The sequence below is a fragment of the Paraburkholderia graminis genome (assembly GCF_003330785.1).
GTDB lineage: Bacteria > Pseudomonadota > Gammaproteobacteria > Burkholderiales > Burkholderiaceae > Paraburkholderia > Paraburkholderia graminis.
The window spans coordinates 292594-307423 of the sequence record NZ_CP024935.1; the positions used below are offsets into that span (position 1 = coordinate 292594).

General features: G+C 61.9%; 14 protein-coding genes. 9 read left to right on the forward strand and 5 right to left on the reverse strand.

The annotated features are described in order from the left end of the window. Window positions 1-28: 28 nt before the first annotated feature. The 7 genes from CUJ91_RS19505 to CUJ91_RS19535 are packed head-to-tail and all read left to right on the forward strand — an operon-like array spanning window position 29 to window position 10121. Complete coding sequence (locus CUJ91_RS19505) at window positions 29-1702, forward strand: hypothetical protein (protein WP_153067642.1); 1674 nt, start codon at window positions 29-31, stop codon at window positions 1700-1702. Between the two features lie 55 nt (window positions 1703-1757). Then, on the forward strand, window positions 1758-2252 hold the full coding sequence (locus CUJ91_RS19510) for an arsenate reductase/protein-tyrosine-phosphatase family protein (RefSeq protein ID WP_161966588.1): 495 nt from the start codon (window positions 1758-1760) through the stop codon (window positions 2250-2252). Further along, entirely contained in the window at window positions 2249-4513 is a 2265-nt protein-coding gene (locus CUJ91_RS19515) for a polysaccharide biosynthesis tyrosine autokinase (protein WP_114156895.1), read from the forward strand. The genes CUJ91_RS19510 and CUJ91_RS19515 overlap by 4 nt, the downstream gene beginning before the upstream one ends. Continuing rightward, window positions 4510-6663 (forward strand): glycosyltransferase, encoded by a 2154-nt coding sequence (locus CUJ91_RS19520; RefSeq protein WP_114156896.1) that lies wholly within the window; start codon window positions 4510-4512, stop codon window positions 6661-6663. Before CUJ91_RS19515 ends, CUJ91_RS19520 begins: the two co-directional genes overlap by 4 nt. A 49-nt stretch (window positions 6664-6712) precedes the next feature. Then, window positions 6713-7753: an EpsG family protein gene (locus CUJ91_RS19525; protein ID WP_153067643.1), complete on the forward strand. Its 1041-nt coding sequence runs from the start codon at window positions 6713-6715 to the stop codon at window positions 7751-7753. 5 nt (window positions 7754-7758) lie between these two features. Beyond that, window positions 7759-8922: a glycosyltransferase gene (locus CUJ91_RS19530; protein ID WP_153067644.1), complete on the forward strand. Its 1164-nt coding sequence runs from the start codon at window positions 7759-7761 to the stop codon at window positions 8920-8922. Continuing rightward, window positions 8919-10121 (forward strand): polysaccharide pyruvyl transferase family protein, encoded by a 1203-nt coding sequence (locus CUJ91_RS19535; RefSeq protein ID WP_114156899.1) that lies wholly within the window; start codon window positions 8919-8921, stop codon window positions 10119-10121. The genes CUJ91_RS19530 and CUJ91_RS19535 overlap by 4 nt, the downstream gene beginning before the upstream one ends. Before the next feature lie 109 nt (window positions 10122-10230). On the opposite strand, the gene CUJ91_RS19540 is transcribed toward CUJ91_RS19535, so the two are convergent. From CUJ91_RS19540 to CUJ91_RS19550, 3 genes are all read right to left on the reverse strand, one after another. Further along, window positions 10231-10851, reverse strand: a complete 621-nt coding sequence (locus tag CUJ91_RS19540) for a LysE family translocator (RefSeq protein WP_053859557.1) — start codon at window positions 10849-10851, stop codon at window positions 10231-10233. Window positions 10852-11032: 181 nt separating this feature from the next. Next, entirely contained in the window at window positions 11033-11578 is a 546-nt protein-coding gene (locus CUJ91_RS19545) for a hypothetical protein (protein ID WP_114156900.1), read from the reverse strand. 222 nt (window positions 11579-11800) lie between these two features. Next, the gene (locus tag CUJ91_RS19550) at window positions 11801-12382 is read right to left on the reverse strand and encodes an IMPACT family protein (protein ID WP_114157997.1); all 582 of its coding nucleotides are present in this window, start codon (window positions 12380-12382) and stop codon (window positions 11801-11803) included. A 223-nt stretch (window positions 12383-12605) separates the two neighbouring features. On the opposite strand from CUJ91_RS19550, the gene CUJ91_RS19555 reads away from it, so the two are divergent. Next, a complete protein-coding gene (locus tag CUJ91_RS19555) occupies window positions 12606-13232 on the forward strand; it encodes a LysE family translocator (protein ID WP_029966487.1) in 627 nt (208 codons plus the stop codon). Window positions 13233-13256: 24 nt separating this feature from the next. Here the strand turns inward: CUJ91_RS19555 and CUJ91_RS19560 are convergent, their stop codons facing one another. Then, window positions 13257-13625 carry a hypothetical protein gene (locus CUJ91_RS19560; protein WP_006049189.1) on the reverse strand — a complete coding sequence of 123 codons (369 nt, stop codon included), beginning with the start codon at window positions 13623-13625 and terminating at the stop codon, window positions 13257-13259. Between the two features lie 252 nt (window positions 13626-13877). On the opposite strand from CUJ91_RS19560, the gene CUJ91_RS19565 reads away from it, so the two are divergent. Next, on the forward strand, window positions 13878-14507 hold the full coding sequence (locus CUJ91_RS19565; RefSeq protein ID WP_114156901.1) for a 2-hydroxychromene-2-carboxylate isomerase: 630 nt from the start codon (window positions 13878-13880) through the stop codon (window positions 14505-14507). Here CUJ91_RS19565 and CUJ91_RS19570 read toward each other — a convergent pair. Then, a complete protein-coding gene (locus CUJ91_RS19570; RefSeq protein ID WP_029966485.1) occupies window positions 14489-14746 on the reverse strand; it encodes a DUF2866 domain-containing protein in 258 nt (85 codons plus the stop codon). The genes CUJ91_RS19565 and CUJ91_RS19570 overlap by 19 nt on opposite strands. Window positions 14747-14830: the final 84 nt, after the last annotated feature.

Below are 14830 nucleotides of genomic sequence, written 5' to 3' on the forward strand. Positions count from 1 at the left end.
TGGCTGGATGCGTGCGGGAAGCGGCACGATGAACCGCCGCTCCGCAATCGGACTATCGGCCGGGATGGCAGTGCTCGGCGCATCCGCGGTCTCGCCTGGGTGGGGCGAGCCGCAACCGGACGACTCTGCAGGTGGCGTTCGCTGGCTGCATGATTTTGCGCGGAAGGGCACGGGTGCGAGCGACGACACGGGCACGCTGCAGCGCGCGATCGACTTTGTGCGCGATCTCGGCCTACGCACGAAAGACACCTCCTGCTTGCCGAGCCTGCTGATCCCCGCCGGCCGATATGTTCTGACCGACACGATCGATACCTTGCCGTGGATCAAGCTGCGTTCAGTGGGCGGCGTTCTGCTCGACTTCTCGACGATGCCGGTGGGTCGCGACGGCCTGACGTGCAGAAACGAAACGATGCTTCCGTCGACCGAATTGCGCTTCCCCGGCAACCGTTCGCCATTCCTCGATGGAGCGGGAGGCACGATTTCGATCCTCGGCCCCGGCGTGGCACGCGCGGAAGGGCGGGGCGTCGTGATGGGCAATCGGCAGCCCTCGTTTTCGGGTGAGGTACGAGACGCGGGCGGCCGCAACGTTGTGATCACCGGTTGGCGCGGAGCGCTCGCGATCGATCCCATCAATACCTATCTGAGTGCATGGCATTCGTGCCGGTTCGAGCAGAACCGCGAACATGGTATTTGCGTCGCATCCGCCGATGGAAAGAGCGTCAACAGCGGTGAGCGGATGACCTTCGTCGATTGCACGTTTTCCGGTTCCGCGCGAGCCATTGCAATCGACGCCGACAGCATGGATTTCGTTTTCGACGCGTGTTCGTTCGACTTCAACGGCGACGTCGTGCATTTCGGGCCCCATGCGAGTTTCGGTACGGTCGCCTTCAATCACTGCCACATAGAAGGTATCGACGGCTTGCTGGTCGATGCCACGCAGGCGGGCAAGCATCTTCGCACGGTATTCCGCGATTCGATCGTGCTGCCGAGGCACTGGAAGCGTAAGGACTTGAGCAATGCACCGCGTCAACTGGCGGCGGGCAAAGCGAAGCTTTCTGCTTCCGGCGTCGAGTGGCGATTCGAATCTCCGGCACAAGGCAGCCTGACGGCTTTGATCGGTGACGAAGTGTCCGTGGAGTCGCTGTCAGCGATGAGCTTCCAGCAAGTCCACGCGCTGCCCTGGCGAGGAAGCGTGATCAATGCCGACAGTCTTTTCGAACTGGACACTCCCGGCACACCGGTAGGCGCGCTCACCCATTGGAGCGCATCGGTGACCGCAGGTGCCGAACTCGCAGGAAGCATTGTGGTTGCGGGTCCAGTTGCGGACGCCACTGCGATCACGCAGGTCAGCGCATCGGCGAAACGAAAGCAGGCTCTCCACGTGAGCTTGCCTGATGCAGGCAACGCGCGGTTCTCCGTGGCGACGCGAGCCGCTTTCCCGGTTGTACCGGGCGACGTCCTCAACGTGGCCTGCAGCGCAGCGACGACAGGTGTAACGGGCCGCGTGAAATTCGCGTTCCACTTCGATGCCGCGCCGGGCGTTCCATTGAGCACAAGCGAATCGCAAAGCGCCGCGCATGAACTGCCGACCGCGCAAGCGACCGTCCCAGCGGGCGCAACGCAGGCGATGGTCACTGCCGCTTTCATTGGATGGACGGGGCAGTTGCAAATAGATGAACTGGCGGTATGGCGCTCGTCATGACGCCGGTGTGCGAAGTCGAATTCCTCGGCACACCGCAATACAGAACCAAAGACAGATGATCTCCAACGTTTTGACCGTTTGCCAAGGCAACGTATGCCGCAGCCCTATGGCTGCGGCTCTTTTACAGCAGAAGATCGAGGGCGTGCACGTACATTCCTGCGGACTTGCGGCGATGGTCGGGCAACCGGCGGCGAGCAACGCCGTCGCGGTGCTTTCAGAAGTCGGCGTCGATATGCGGGAACACCGCGCAAGGCAGTTGACCTGGCAACTGGCAAGCCGGGCAGATCTGATTCTTACGATGACCGCGCGGCAGAAGCAAACCATTGAGTCGCTTTTCCCCGTGATGTGCGGCCGCATATTTCCGGTGCGCGGCTTCGACCACATGGATATCGACGACCCCATGGGCTTGTCCCTATCGGCGTTTCGCCAGTGCAGGGAGAGCTTGACGGTGGGTATCGACTACTGGGTAGAGCGGCTAGGGAAATTCAACGTGCGGTCCGCTGATCGTCATCGCGATGACGCGGCCCACGTCGAGGGGGTGGCACAGTGAACCAGTCCCACGCTTTGCACGAACCCGCCAACGCAGAAAAGGATTTCGATCTTGCGGCGATCCTCGATGTGTTCCTGCTTTACCGGCACATGATGCTGTGGATTTTCGGCACGCTGTGTGTTCTCGGCCTTGCCGCGGTGCTGCTTTCCGATCCGCAGTACGAGGCGGACATGGTGACTCAGGTCGATGAGAGCAGCAGTGCGAGTACCGCGTCGTCACTGCTGGGTCAGGACCTTTCGTCGATGCTCGAGGTCAAGTCTTCCGCCGATACGGAGATGCAGGTGCTGCGGTCGCGGCTCGTCGTGGCTGCGGTCGTCGACGAGTTGGGCCTGTACATCGAAGCCGAGCCAGTTCGCTTCCCACTCGTCGGCCGGGCGATCGCACGCGCCAGCAAGGGATTATCGCGCCCCGGTTTGCTGGGCATGGGCGGCTATACGTGGGGTGAAGAGCGCGCGTACGTCGAACGCTTCGACACGCCCAGCGCACTGATCGGATCGGCGTACTCGTTGACCGTTGCTGACGCGGGCGCGTACCGGCTCTCCGGACCTGGGTTGAAGCAGGATGTGGTCGGCCGGCTCGGCGCAACCGAAACCTTCATGACCGATGACGGTCCGCTGACGTTGTGCGTCGGCGCGTTGCATGCTGCGGTTGGTGCCCGCTTCAAGCTCACGCGGCAATCGCGCCTCGAGACGATCGGCAAGCTGCAGGACAGCCTCTCGATCAGCGAACAAGGAAAGGATTCCAACGTGCTGCGCGTGAAGTTGCGCGGCGCCGATCCGGTACGGATCACCGAGGTGCTCAACCATCTCGCACAACACTACCTGGAGCAGAACGAGGCGCGCAAAGCCGAGCAGGCCGCGCGGTCGCTCGCGTTCCTGCGCGGCCAGGTGCCTGGCTTGCGCGACAGACTGGACAGCGCAGAAAAAGCCTATGCGGTAATCCGCAGCAAGTTTGGATCGGTGGACCTTGAAGGCGAAGCCAAAAAAGTACTGCAACTAGCGGCCGACAATGAGATACGGCTCGCCACGCTGCAGCAGAAGAAAGCCGAAGCGTTGACGCGTTTCGCGCCGACCAACCCGACCGTGACGGCTCTCGATAGACAGCTAGCAGTTCTGCAATCGCAGTCGAGTGGACTCAATCAACAGATCGACGGCCTGCCGGAGATGCAGCGCCAGGTGGTGAAGGCGGAGCGCGACGTCAAGATCAGCAACGATCTATACGTGGGCTTGCTGAACAACATCGAACAACTGCAGATTCTGCAAGTGGGACGGGTCGGCAACGTCCGCGTTCTCGACGAGGCGTTGTTGCCCGACCGCCCGGTTCGCTTCTGGCGTTTTCTGCTGTGCCTCGCGGTCATCGCCGTCGCGTTACTTGCAGCGGTCGGCGCCGCGTTTATTCGCGACCTTCTGTTCCATGGGATTTCGGATTCCCGCGAACTGGCGGAGCGCACAGGTCTCGATGTGCTCTCCGTGGTGCCGGTGGCACGCAGGGGCGGATTCCATTGGTCTGGATACTTCGGTCGGGAAACGCGTCCGCGGCGTCCGCTTGCTTTTATCGACCCAGCCGATCCGGCAATCGAAAGTTTGCGCAGTCTGCGCACTGCGCTGCAGTTTTCATTGTCCGATGGCGGCGGTAACGTCGTGATGTTCACCGGGCCGTCGCCGAATGTGGGCAAATCGTTTATCGCGTCCAACGTCGCCGCGGTCGTGGCCCGCACTGGCAAACGTGTGCTGTTGGTCGACGGCGACCTGAGACGCTGCGGACTCACTCGCGCATACGGCTGCATTTCGGCAGTCGGACTGTCCGACGTGATCGCCGACATGGGCAAACTGGACGCGTCGATCCGCAAGCTGGAGCGCTCGACGCTCGACTTCCTGCCGGCTGGCGCGATGCCGCCGAATGCGGCCGACCACCTCGGTAGTGAACGCACAGGCGATCTTTTCAAGGCGTTGTCCGCGCGCTACGACCTCGTGGTCGTCGACACCGCGCCGCTGTTGCCGGTGCCCGATGCGGCGATTCTCGCGCCATATTCAAACGGCAACATCTTCCTGGTCGCTCGCGCCTCGGTCACGAAGGCTGCGGAAATGGAAGAGTGCATGCGCCGCTTGCAGCATGTGGGCGTTGCGGTGAAGGGCGTTGTGCTCAACGGAATCGATCGTCATGCAGGGCGCTTCCGCAATGGCACCACCTATGGCACGTACCGCTACGGGCGCTCACGAGGTGAAGATGCGCGTCCGATGATGGACGGAGCGCAAGAATGAATTCGCGCATCCGTGACGCTCGCGCTGCGTCGGTGCTGCTGGTCAGCGCGTCGATGTCGGCGGGCCTGGCGTTCGCCGTGCAGGCAGTGCTTGCGCGGTCTCTGTCGCCGGCGGACTACGGGCGGTTCGCTGCTGCGCTCGCTGTCGTGACTATCGTTGCGCCGGCGGTCGGGTTCGGCGTGCCGTCGTTCTGGCTCAAAGCGTACGGCAGCGAGGGCTGGTCCGCGAGTCGATGGATGGAAGCATCCGTGCGTTTCGTCACCCGCAGCGCGCTGGTGTGTCTTCTCGCTGCCGCCTTGTGGGCATGGCTAGGCACTCCGGATGCGCAGACCGGTGCACTGCTGTTATTCATGCTGCCGGCGGTGCTGACGCAAGGCGCAATCGAGATCGCCTCGGTGAAGTTGCAACTGGAGGAAAAATTCGGCCGGGTTGCAATGTGGCAAGGACTACAGCATGCCGGACGTCTCATGTTGCTTCTGGTGTGCTGGCGGTTGGGCGCAAGCAGCCTGATTGTCGCGGCCGGCTTTGGCTGTATTGCCGTCATCGTGACGCTCGGCGCATGGCAGTCCGTCTCGGCGCTGCGAAGCGGCGCGGTGCACCTGATCGGGCATGGACCAAAACTCGCGGAACGATTTTCGCGCGAAGGACTGCCGACGCCGCCCGTCATGGAACTGTGGCGCAACGCGCTGCCCTTCGGTGTATCCGGCCTGCTGTTTTATGCGTACGGCCAAAGCGGCCTGGTTATCGTCTCGCACCTGGGCGAACCTCAGGACGTCGGCGCATACAGCGTCGCGTTGACGATTGTTAGCGCGCTTTATCTGTTGCCGACGGTTCTGTTCCAGAAACTGCTCATGCCGCGTCTTCATCGATGGGCCGCATCGGGCGACGAACGTCTCGAGCGGATGTATCGGGAAGGCGGCAGATGGATGTTCGTCTCAGGTCTCGCGTTGGGCGCGGTTGCGGCGCTGCTCGCGCCGGTCGCCATCCCGCTGGTGTTTGGCAGGCAATACGGGCAAGCGGTGCAAGTGGTCGTCATCATGGCACTGAGCACACCGTTCAGATTTTTAACGGTCTGTGCGTCGTCCGTGATGACGACCCGCAACCTGGTCCGCGTGCGCAACTGGTGCGCCGCCGCCGCACTGCTATTCAGCGTGGTCGCTGGACTCATCGGCGTGCTCGTCGCGGGCACTGTCGGCGCAGCCGCCGCTTCGGTGATGGGCGAAGTGGTGTGGGCGGTGCTGTCCGTGCTGTGCGCTCGCCACTTCCTGTTCCGCGAACGGCAGCAGCCGATATCCGGCATCGACGCGCGGCCAGATGCCCGCAGCATGTCGCCAATGCCTCCGGAACAGATTCCGGTGTGCGTGATCATTCCGTGCTTTAACTGCCGCGACACGATCGGGCGTGCGGTTCAATCCGTCTTCGAGCAGACATGCCGTCCGCAGGAGTTGATTCTCGTCGACGATTGCAGCACGGATGGCACGCGCGAATTGCTTCGCGAATTGGCGCAGATTTATCCGCGCAATTGGCTTCGCGTACTTCTGCAGCCGCGCAACGCGGGGCCGGGTGCGGCGCGTAACGCCGGATGGTCCGCGACGACGCTGCCGTACATCGCGTTCCTCGACTCGGATGACAGCTGGCATCCGGCGAAAATGGCGACGCAATACAAGTGGATGCGCGCGCATCCGGAGGTCGCGATAACCGGGCATCCCGTGGCGCAACTCGAAGCCGGCGGTCTGCTGGCGTCTCAACCGTGGCCGGCCGTTGCCGTCCCGCGCTGCGTATCGCGGCGACGCGTTCTGTTCTCGAACCGCTTCACGCCCTCGAGCATTTTGATGCGCGCGGACGTCGGCGCACGTTTCGATGAAAACAAGCGCCACGCCGAAGACTATTTCATGTTGCTGGAAGTGGTGCTCGTGGAGGGAGGCGAGGCCTATCTGTTCCCTTTCGCGCTTTCGTACATTTACAAGGCGCAGTTCGGCGCGCAAACCGGACTGAGCGCCCAGCTCCTGAAAATCCAGAAAGGCGAGCAGGACAACTACCTGCGCTTGCGCCGTCGACAAGTGATCGGTCCCGGCGAATGGCTGTGTTTTTCTGCGTTGAGCGGCGCGAAATATCTGCGGCGCTGCCTGCTGTCACGGAGGTTTGCGTGAGACGCATAGCGGCGATTCCCGCAACACGACAAGCGGGGTGGTGCGGCTCATGACGTACTACCTTGTGCCGTTGCTGTTCTTCTATCTCGGCGTCGCGCTGTGCGTTGCGTACGGTGGAACCAGCACCGCTGTCATTGTGACGTGTGCGCTGCCGATGGTCGCGCTCGCGGTCTTGCGCGGCCATTGCGGCACCGACACGGCCGCCTACTACCAGGCGTTCGCCGATCTGGGCCAAGGGAACGGCTATGGCGGCGAGCCGCTGTTCAATGCGTATGCGAGGCTTCTCTGGGCTATCGAGCCCGACCCGCGCTTCGTCGTCAACAGCGTGTCGATGACAACCGCGCTGCTGTTGCTCTGGTCCATTTCACGCAGTCGTCATGGCATCTGGTTCGGCGGCCTCGTGCTCGTGCCCGGCATGTTCTATGAACTGACCATGAACGTGATGCGATTCGGCCTTGCGGCTTCGATCTTTCTGCTGGCCACGCGCTTCTCGCCGCAGCGAAAGCCGCTTCGGTATTTCATCTTCGCGGTGGTCGGGACGTGTGTGCATTTCTCATCGGCATTGCTGTTCCTGCTCTTTGTCGCGACCACGCGGCGCGGGCACACGATCACGTTCGTCGGTGCGGCGTTAGCTGTCGCCGGCGGGTCGTTGCTGGTCCCAGGCTACCTCGCCGACAAGACGAGTCTTTACACCGGCATCGAAGCGCCCAATGCAACGTCTGGATTGCTGTTCCTGTTGATCCAGTTGCTCATGCTGGGCGTCATGGTCATGCATCGGCGGCAGTTCGCGATTCCACCCGTCGGCTGGATGATTTTTGCCGTGCTGGCAGCGGCGCTTTACGGCATGACACAGGTCACGTATGCGGGCATCCGCTTCCAGCTGATTCTCGTCTATCTGATGCTGGTTGTGCTTTGGCGTCAGTTTGCTCCGCCGACGGGGCGGATGAACACAAGGTTGGCGGCGTGGCTGTTCGCCATCGGTCTCATCGCACTCGCGGGACGAATCCACAACATGAGCGATGAAGAAGGCCGTGGCGCATCGCCATTCCTGCCTTATCGCGCAGCGCCAGAATTGCAGAATATGGAGTAGTGATCTTGCGGCAAAAAATCGTACACGTAACAGAAGCGCTGGGTGGCGGCGTGCTGCATTGCGTGGTTCTTCTAGCTAATCGTCAGGCCGCTGCGGGCGATGACGTCGTTGTGCTCCATTCCGTGCGCAAAGATACGCCGCTTAACGCAACGCTGAATAAGTTGTTCGATCCGCGCGTGCGTCGCCGGGTCGTGGAAATGCAAACTGCCATAGGAGTTCGCGACCTCTCGAGTCTGGGCAGGCTTTTCGTCGAGCTGTTTCGGGAGCGGCCCGACATTGTTCATCTCCACTCGTCGAAGGCGGCGGCGCTAGGCCGCATCGCCACGCGGTTGCTCGGACTAAGCGGGTGCACGATCTATTCGCCGCACGGGTTTGCGTTTCTGAAAGAGGACACGTCTGCGTTAAAGGCAAAGCTGTTCCTGTTAATCGAACGGACGCTGCATGCAATGGGCGGGCACATCGTTGCATGCTCAAAAAGCGAATGGCGTTACGCGCGAATGTTGCTTTCGAATCCGCAACGCACGAGCCTTGTCGAGAACGCGGTGAAGCTCGATGACTTCGAGGCCGACACCACGAGACAAACTCGCGAGCAGGTCGTCGTATGCACGTCGGCGCGCGTTACCTATCAGAAGGCGCCGTGGCGATTCACGCAGCTTGCCCAACGTCTCGCGCGAACATCCAGCGTCCGTGCTGTGTGGTATGGCGATGGCGAAGCGGAAGCGATTGATCGCTGGATCGATCGCGAGGTTGTTGAGTTGAGTGGATGGATTGCGGCGCCGGAACTCAGGCGAGCGCTTCAGCAATGCGACATCTTCGTTTTGCCTTCGCTATGGGAGGGCATGCCGATTGCGCTGATAGAGGCGCAGGCGGCGAGGCTGCCGGCGGTCGCTAGTCGCATCGTCGGCAATCGGGATGTCATCGTCCACGGCGTGACCGGCTTCCTCGCAAGCAACGATGCGGAGCTCGAGCATTACACACGTCGATTGATCGACGACCCGCAATTGCGCGAACGAATGGGCACGGCGGCGGCGAAGCATGCGCTTGCCCGGTTCGGCGACGCCCGATTGTTTCGCTCTTACGTCGGCATTTACCGGCGTCTGCTGTCGCCAGTGCATGCTCATCATTCGCCGGCCCTGACTCGCGCACTTTCAACAGAGGTCTTGAAATGAACGAGTTCGACGTAGCGGCGCCGGCCGCCGCGCAATCGAATGGGTGCAATAAGGGCGGACCTGGCCGCAGCACAGCTCGCGCATCGGGTAGCCGCACGACCCGCATTGCTTTCTTCGGATTCTATGGAAGGCGCAACTTCGGCGACGACCTGTTCGGATATCTGTTGCAGTCCATATCGCTTCGGGCACGAGGCATCGAGCCGTTGATCGTGGGCGCTTCACCGGCGCAAGAGTTGACGCACTCGTTCCATCTGCCGGGGGCACGTGGCCTCTGGATGCGAAGAGGCGGAGTCGGTGCCGCGGTACGCTCGGTCACTTATGTTGCAGCGATGTTGTCTGCGCGGGCGGCCATTTTCGGTGGAGGCTCGCTATTTGGTGCTAACGCTTCGCTGTCCTTTGCGAAGCTGATCGTTCGTTTGGGCCGGCGGCTCAGCAAGCCAGTCGCAGCGCTTGGCGTTTCGGTCGGACCGTTTGCATCGGCAGAGCGGCGAAGCGCATTCGAGGCTGTCCTTCGCGACATACCATACGTGGCCGTGCGCGATGAAGCGTCGGTTCGCCTCGTCGCCGAAGTGACAGGATCGGCGCCCGTCAATCTCAGGGATCTTGCTTTTGCGTTGCCTGCGATCTACACGCCAAAGCGCAGACCGTCTGATAGACGAACGCTGATCGTGTCCATTCACCTGCGCCAATATACTGACGCGGTGCTTGCGATACTTGCGTACGTCGACAGCCAGCGGCTTGTGGATGAAGTGCTATTTGTCTCGCTGGACGAAGAAAGTGTTGCGGTGACAGGAGACATCGCTCGCCTGTTCTCTCCGTCGAACGTTTCGGTGGAGCGTTTTCGATACGGGGACTCGGTCACAGCGGTCGTGGATCTACTCGCCGCAGCGGCCTGTGTCGTTACTTCGAAACTGCACGGCGCGATCGTCAGCTTTGTGTATGACGTTCCAACAATGCTGTTCTGCTACCAGCCAAAGTGTGCGGAATTCCTGCGCGACAATGCATTACCGGGTCCGCATGAGCCGCTGCCGGTCGAGGACGTCTGCGTCGATCATGTCGCCCGGCTTCTTACGCGAGAGACGACAAAAGCGCGCTATGGCGACGCCGAGTGGTATCGCGACCGGTTCACTGATTTCATCGCAGACGTCGGCAATGGCGGACACGCGCGGTTGCCGCTTTCCGACGAGGTCGTGGGATAGGCTAGGCGCATCCGGCTGCCGTGATCCGGCAATTCGATCCGGAATGTAGTTATGTCGGAACACGGTCGCCGTTGGCCGTGTTTCCTCCGACCCGCATCTCAACGCCGCCCTAACCCCGCCTAACCATCAAAAACCCCACCCCCATCGCAGCCAGAAACGCCCCACAGCATCGGTTAAACCACCGCCTCACCCGTGCGCGCACCAGCCACTTGCCGAGATACATGCCGGCCCATGAATAGAGCGCGATCGCCACGCATTCGAGCACGAGAAAACTCGCGCCGAGCACGGCGAATTGCGGCAGCATCGGCTTCGCGATGTCGACGAATTGCGGTAAAAACGCGGTGAACACGAGGATCGCCTTCGGATTGCCGGCGGCCACGAGAAACTCGCGCCGCGCGACGGTCGCGAGCGATGCGCACTGTTCCTGCGTGGTGTCGATGGCCGGCGCGTCGCTGCGCCAGAGTTGAATGGCAAGCCAGATCAGGTACGCGGCGCCGGCCAGTTTGATCGCGAGAAAGAACCACGCCGACGCATGCAGCACGACCGCGAGGCCGGTCGCGGCCAGCACGATCATCGCCGCGAACGCGACGAGCCGTCCCGCGCCGCCGAGGAACGCCGTCATGAAGCCGTGCCGCGCGGCGACGTTGATCGATAGGAGATTGTTCGGCCCGGGCGCGAGATTGATCGCGAAGCAGGCGGGAAGAAAAAAGAGCCAGGCGGTAGTGGACATGGAGCCTCGCGGAGTGAGTGCTCATGGGCGCCGGCGCGGTTGGCGCGGCACGCACAAGAGCGCAGCAAAAAAGCAGCGGCATGTGCTGCTTCCGATTGTAGCGAAACGGGCGGCGCGCCTCTCCTGGTATCTCCGCTACCGTGCGTTGCACAGTAAAACGTATACGTCTACGTCGCGCCCGCTAGTTCACAGCGTTGATGAACCCGGCGTCCTTCACCAATGCGTCGACGCTGAGCTTGACCGTGTCCTCGATCGCAATGGTGTTGCTGGTGAATTTCGGCGACTTCCGTTTGACGGTCTTGGTGGTCGAGAACACGACCTTGTGCGTGACGGCGTCGGTCACGACATAGCGCATCTGCAGAGTCCAGAGCGCCGGCGTGCGAACGTCGTCGACGCTGAACTTTTCGATGCTGCCGCTCAGCAGTTTGCGCCTGTCGTCGAGATGAAAGCCCACCACCTTCAGGCGGCTCGCCACACTCTCGCGCACGGTCTCGCTGATGTCGTTCTTCAGCACGACCACGGTCATCGCCGTATTTTCGATGCGGTTCGGCGACACGCGGCCATCGACAGCCGGCATGTAGGCGAAGTCGCGCGCGGGCGCGACGCTGAGCCAACCCGTGGACGAAGCGGCGGCGCGCGGCGCACTATGACTGTTGAGACCGAACCACGACCATGAGCAGGCCGACAGCATCAAAGGCAGCGCGACGGCGCCGCAGCCCTTGAGCATTGTGATTCGTATAGACGCTGACGGGCGCCCAAGATGCGGCACAAGCGAACGATGCCGCGCCGATTCGGGCGCTGCGTGGGGACAAGCGGCGGTCGAGATCAGAGGAGTGGCCCTTTAAGTGGTGGCACGTGCTGGCGGTACATTCATACGCCGTTCGAGAACAGCATGGTAACAGCGGCCACTCGCAAGCCATCTTCTAAATAAAACTCGAACGCGCCGCTATCAGAAGAAGCCGGCCTTGCCTTGCGTCATATCGACCAACGTGCGGCGCGCGTCGTCGATTTTATTGACCGGCAAACGGACCGTCATTTTCACGAGCATTGCGTGCGCGGTATCGGCGAGCGCGTAGCTTTCCGCTTCGATCCAGCGACGCACCTTGGCTTCGTCGGCGTAACCGACTTCGACGATCAGCGATCCTTGAGCAATCCGTTCGACGCGCGGCGCGTCCAGCAGCGCGGAGGCGATCGCGTCCGTATAGGCGCGCACGAGGCCGCCCGCGCCGAGCTTCACGCCGCCGTAATAGCGGACGACGGCGGCCAGCACGCCGTCCAGATCGTGATGCCGCAACACTTCGAGAATCGGCCGGCCCGCGGTGCCGGACGGCTCGCCGTCATCGGACATGCCTGATTGGCCGCCTGCCAGCAACGCCCAGCACACATGCGTCGCGGCCGGATGCTCGTCGCGCAGACGGCGCAGTTCGTCCATCGCGGCGTCGCGATCCTCGACGGGTATCGCATACGCAATAAACCGGCTCTTGCGAATCTCGAGTTCGTGGATGTGCCGCGCCGACAACGTGTAAGTCACCTGGAAATTCCGCTCAATAGCCTGCGATAAAAAACGTCGGAGCCGGCTTTCGGCCCAGACTCGAATCATAGCGACTTTGCGATGCGGGCTGTCGTGCAAGCGCGAACGCAAGCACCAACGCAACCGCAAGCAGGCACAAGCGCGAGCGCGGTACACTTTGCGGAGCACGAATTGAACGGAACCGCCAATCAGCAGGAAACCGCCAGGAGACAGAATGAACAGCATGCTCGAGTTGTCCACGTTAGGCACCTTCGTCGCCGTCGTACTCGGTCTTTTTCTGATTCCGGGGCCTGCGGTCCTGCTGGTTCTGACACGCACGGTTCACGGAGGACGCAAGGCCGGCATCTTCACCGGCCTCGGCATTGCGGTGGGCGACTTCGTTCATACGCTCGGCGCGGCAGTCGGTCTTTCAGCGTTGCTGATGACGTCGGCGCTCGCCTTCAACGCCGTCAAGTGGATCGGCGCGCTTTATCTCGTCTATCTCGGCATTCGGGCCTTGCGCGAAAAACCGGCGAGCGGCGAGATGCCTGCGAGCGCACCTGTGTCGGCGTCGAAAGCGTTCTTTCAGGCCATTCCCGCCGAAGTGCTCAATCCGAAAACCGCGCTCTTCTTTCTCGCGTTTCTGCCGCAGTTCGTGCATCCCGAGCACGGTTCGACGTTCTTGCAGTTCACCACCTTGGGCCTGATTTTCGTCGGCATGAGCGCGCTTTACACGACGCTGATCGTGTTGACGATCCGCCCGCTCGGCAGACTCGTCGGACGCCTGACGTGGTTGCGCCGCTGGCAGAACAAGATTATCGGCGTGCTGTTCATATCGCTCGGCCTGCGCGTAGCGACGCAAACGCGCTAAGCGGGCGGCCGCGCGCCGCGACGGCTAGATGTTGCGGCGCTGTCTTCGCAAACGCCCTTCGCGCGCGTATTCGATCTGTTCCTGAGTTCGCACCGCGAGCCTTTCCTGCTCTGCGCGGCTGATTTGCCGCGTATCGTCGATTTCGCCGACGCGCAGTACTTCCTGCGCGAGGCGGATACGCAGCGTCATGAGCGGTTCGCCGCGTTCGACGAGCGTGCGGTCCGCGGCGCGCGCCTGCTGCACGCCGCAGTCGATCAGATTGCGCAGTTCGAGCAGCGTAAGCCGCTGCCGCTGGATTTCGAGGATGAGCCGCTGCACCGCGCGCTCGTCACGCGCGCGCCAGAAGGCGCGCAGCTCGGCAAGCGTGGGAGGCTCGAAGGGAGGAAGACGCATTGCTCATACGAAAAGTACTGTATATACGTACAGTATATCGCGACTTTTCGCGGGCGCGCGTAGCGTTTGCCCGGAGCTTCAATTCAGCGCCAGCATGACCGACGCGCCCATCACGACGGCGGCAAGAAGCATGGCGACACACAGATCGAGCGGGTAACGCATCATGCTTTCACCATCGGTTGAGAAACGCGAAGACTGTCATCATAGGCACGCTTGTGCCGCTCGACTGTCAGACATTGCAAGAGGGAAGAGATGAACCCCACCACTGCTTCCACAGCGCCCGCGCGCGACATCGAATTCTGGTTCGACTTCGGCAGCAACTACAGCTACCTGAGCGTGATGCGTATCGAGGCTGAGGCTGCTGCGCGAGGCGTGCGTATTCATTGGCGGCCGTTTCTGCTCGGGCCGATTTTTCGCGCGCTGGGTTTTGACAATTCCCCGTTCGTCTTGCAGAAGGAGAAGGGCGCCTACGTCTGGAAAGATATGGAACGGCAGTGCCGCAAGTACGGTATCGCGCTGACACGTCCGAGCGTTTTTCCGCGCGCCGCGCTGCTGGCGATGCGCGTCGCGTTACTCGGCGCCGAGCGCGAATGGATCGCTGCGTATTGCCGCGAGATCATGCAGCAGAACTTCGTGCATGACCGCGATATCGGTTCCGTCGAAGTCGTGGGCGAAGCGCTCGTCAAACTCGGCTTGCCCGCTCAGCAGATCATCGCTGAAGCGCAAAGCGACGCGAACAAGCTGCGTCTGCGTGAACAGACAGAAGCGGCCGCGGCCAAAGGCATTTTCGGCGCGCCCACGTTCTTTATCGGCGATGAAATGTTCTGGGGCAACGACCGGCTCGAAGACGCGTTGGACTTCTGCTATTCGTCGCCGTGCTGACAGAAGCGCCGCCCCGGCACATGCGAGACGACAGCCTGGGCGATCTCGAGCGGCGTGCTCTCGGCGGGCACTACGCGGCGGCTCGCTTCGGGCGTGTGCTTCATCGTCCATTCGACAAGCCGGTATGAACGTCCCCAGGGCGGCTGCAGCGGGTCGGAGACCTTGCATGAGTGAATCTGCCCGACCCATTCGTTGCCAGGCATGGCGCGCAGATGCTCGAACACCGCGTCCTCAACCATGGTTCGTCCTCCTTCTTTTTCGCAGGCATGGAGTCTTTCTTTTGCGCGTCGGCAACATCGCTGAAAAAAACGCCGCCGATGATC

What these genes read in the sequence shown, in the direction of transcription:
- CUJ91_RS19505 (WP_153067642.1), top strand. Translation starts at nt 29, where the DNA reads ATGAACCGCCGCTCCGCAATCGGACTATCGGCCGGGATGGCAGTGCTC.
- CUJ91_RS19510 (WP_161966588.1), top strand. Translation starts at nt 1,758, where the DNA reads ATGATCTCCAACGTTTTGACCGTTTGCCAAGGCAACGTATGCCGCAGC.
- CUJ91_RS19520 (WP_114156896.1), top strand. Translation starts at nt 4,510, where the DNA reads ATGAATTCGCGCATCCGTGACGCTCGCGCTGCGTCGGTGCTGCTGGTC.
- CUJ91_RS19525 (WP_153067643.1), top strand. Translation starts at nt 6,713, where the DNA reads ATGACGTACTACCTTGTGCCGTTGCTGTTCTTCTATCTCGGCGTCGCG.
- CUJ91_RS19535 (WP_114156899.1), top strand. Translation starts at nt 8,919, where the DNA reads ATGAACGAGTTCGACGTAGCGGCGCCGGCCGCCGCGCAATCGAATGGG.
- CUJ91_RS19540 (WP_053859557.1), bottom strand. Translation starts at nt 10,851, where the DNA reads ATGTCCACTACCGCCTGGCTCTTTTTTCTTCCCGCCTGCTTCGCGATC.
- CUJ91_RS19545 (WP_114156900.1), bottom strand. Translation starts at nt 11,578, where the DNA reads ATGCTCAAGGGCTGCGGCGCCGTCGCGCTGCCTTTGATGCTGTCGGCC.
- CUJ91_RS19555 (WP_029966487.1), top strand. Translation starts at nt 12,606, where the DNA reads ATGCTCGAGTTGTCCACGTTAGGCACCTTCGTCGCCGTCGTACTCGGT.
- CUJ91_RS19560 (WP_006049189.1), bottom strand. Translation starts at nt 13,625, where the DNA reads ATGCGTCTTCCTCCCTTCGAGCCTCCCACGCTTGCCGAGCTGCGCGCC.
- CUJ91_RS19565 (WP_114156901.1), top strand. Translation starts at nt 13,878, where the DNA reads ATGAACCCCACCACTGCTTCCACAGCGCCCGCGCGCGACATCGAATTC.
- CUJ91_RS19570 (WP_029966485.1), bottom strand. Translation starts at nt 14,746, where the DNA reads ATGGTTGAGGACGCGGTGTTCGAGCATCTGCGCGCCATGCCTGGCAAC.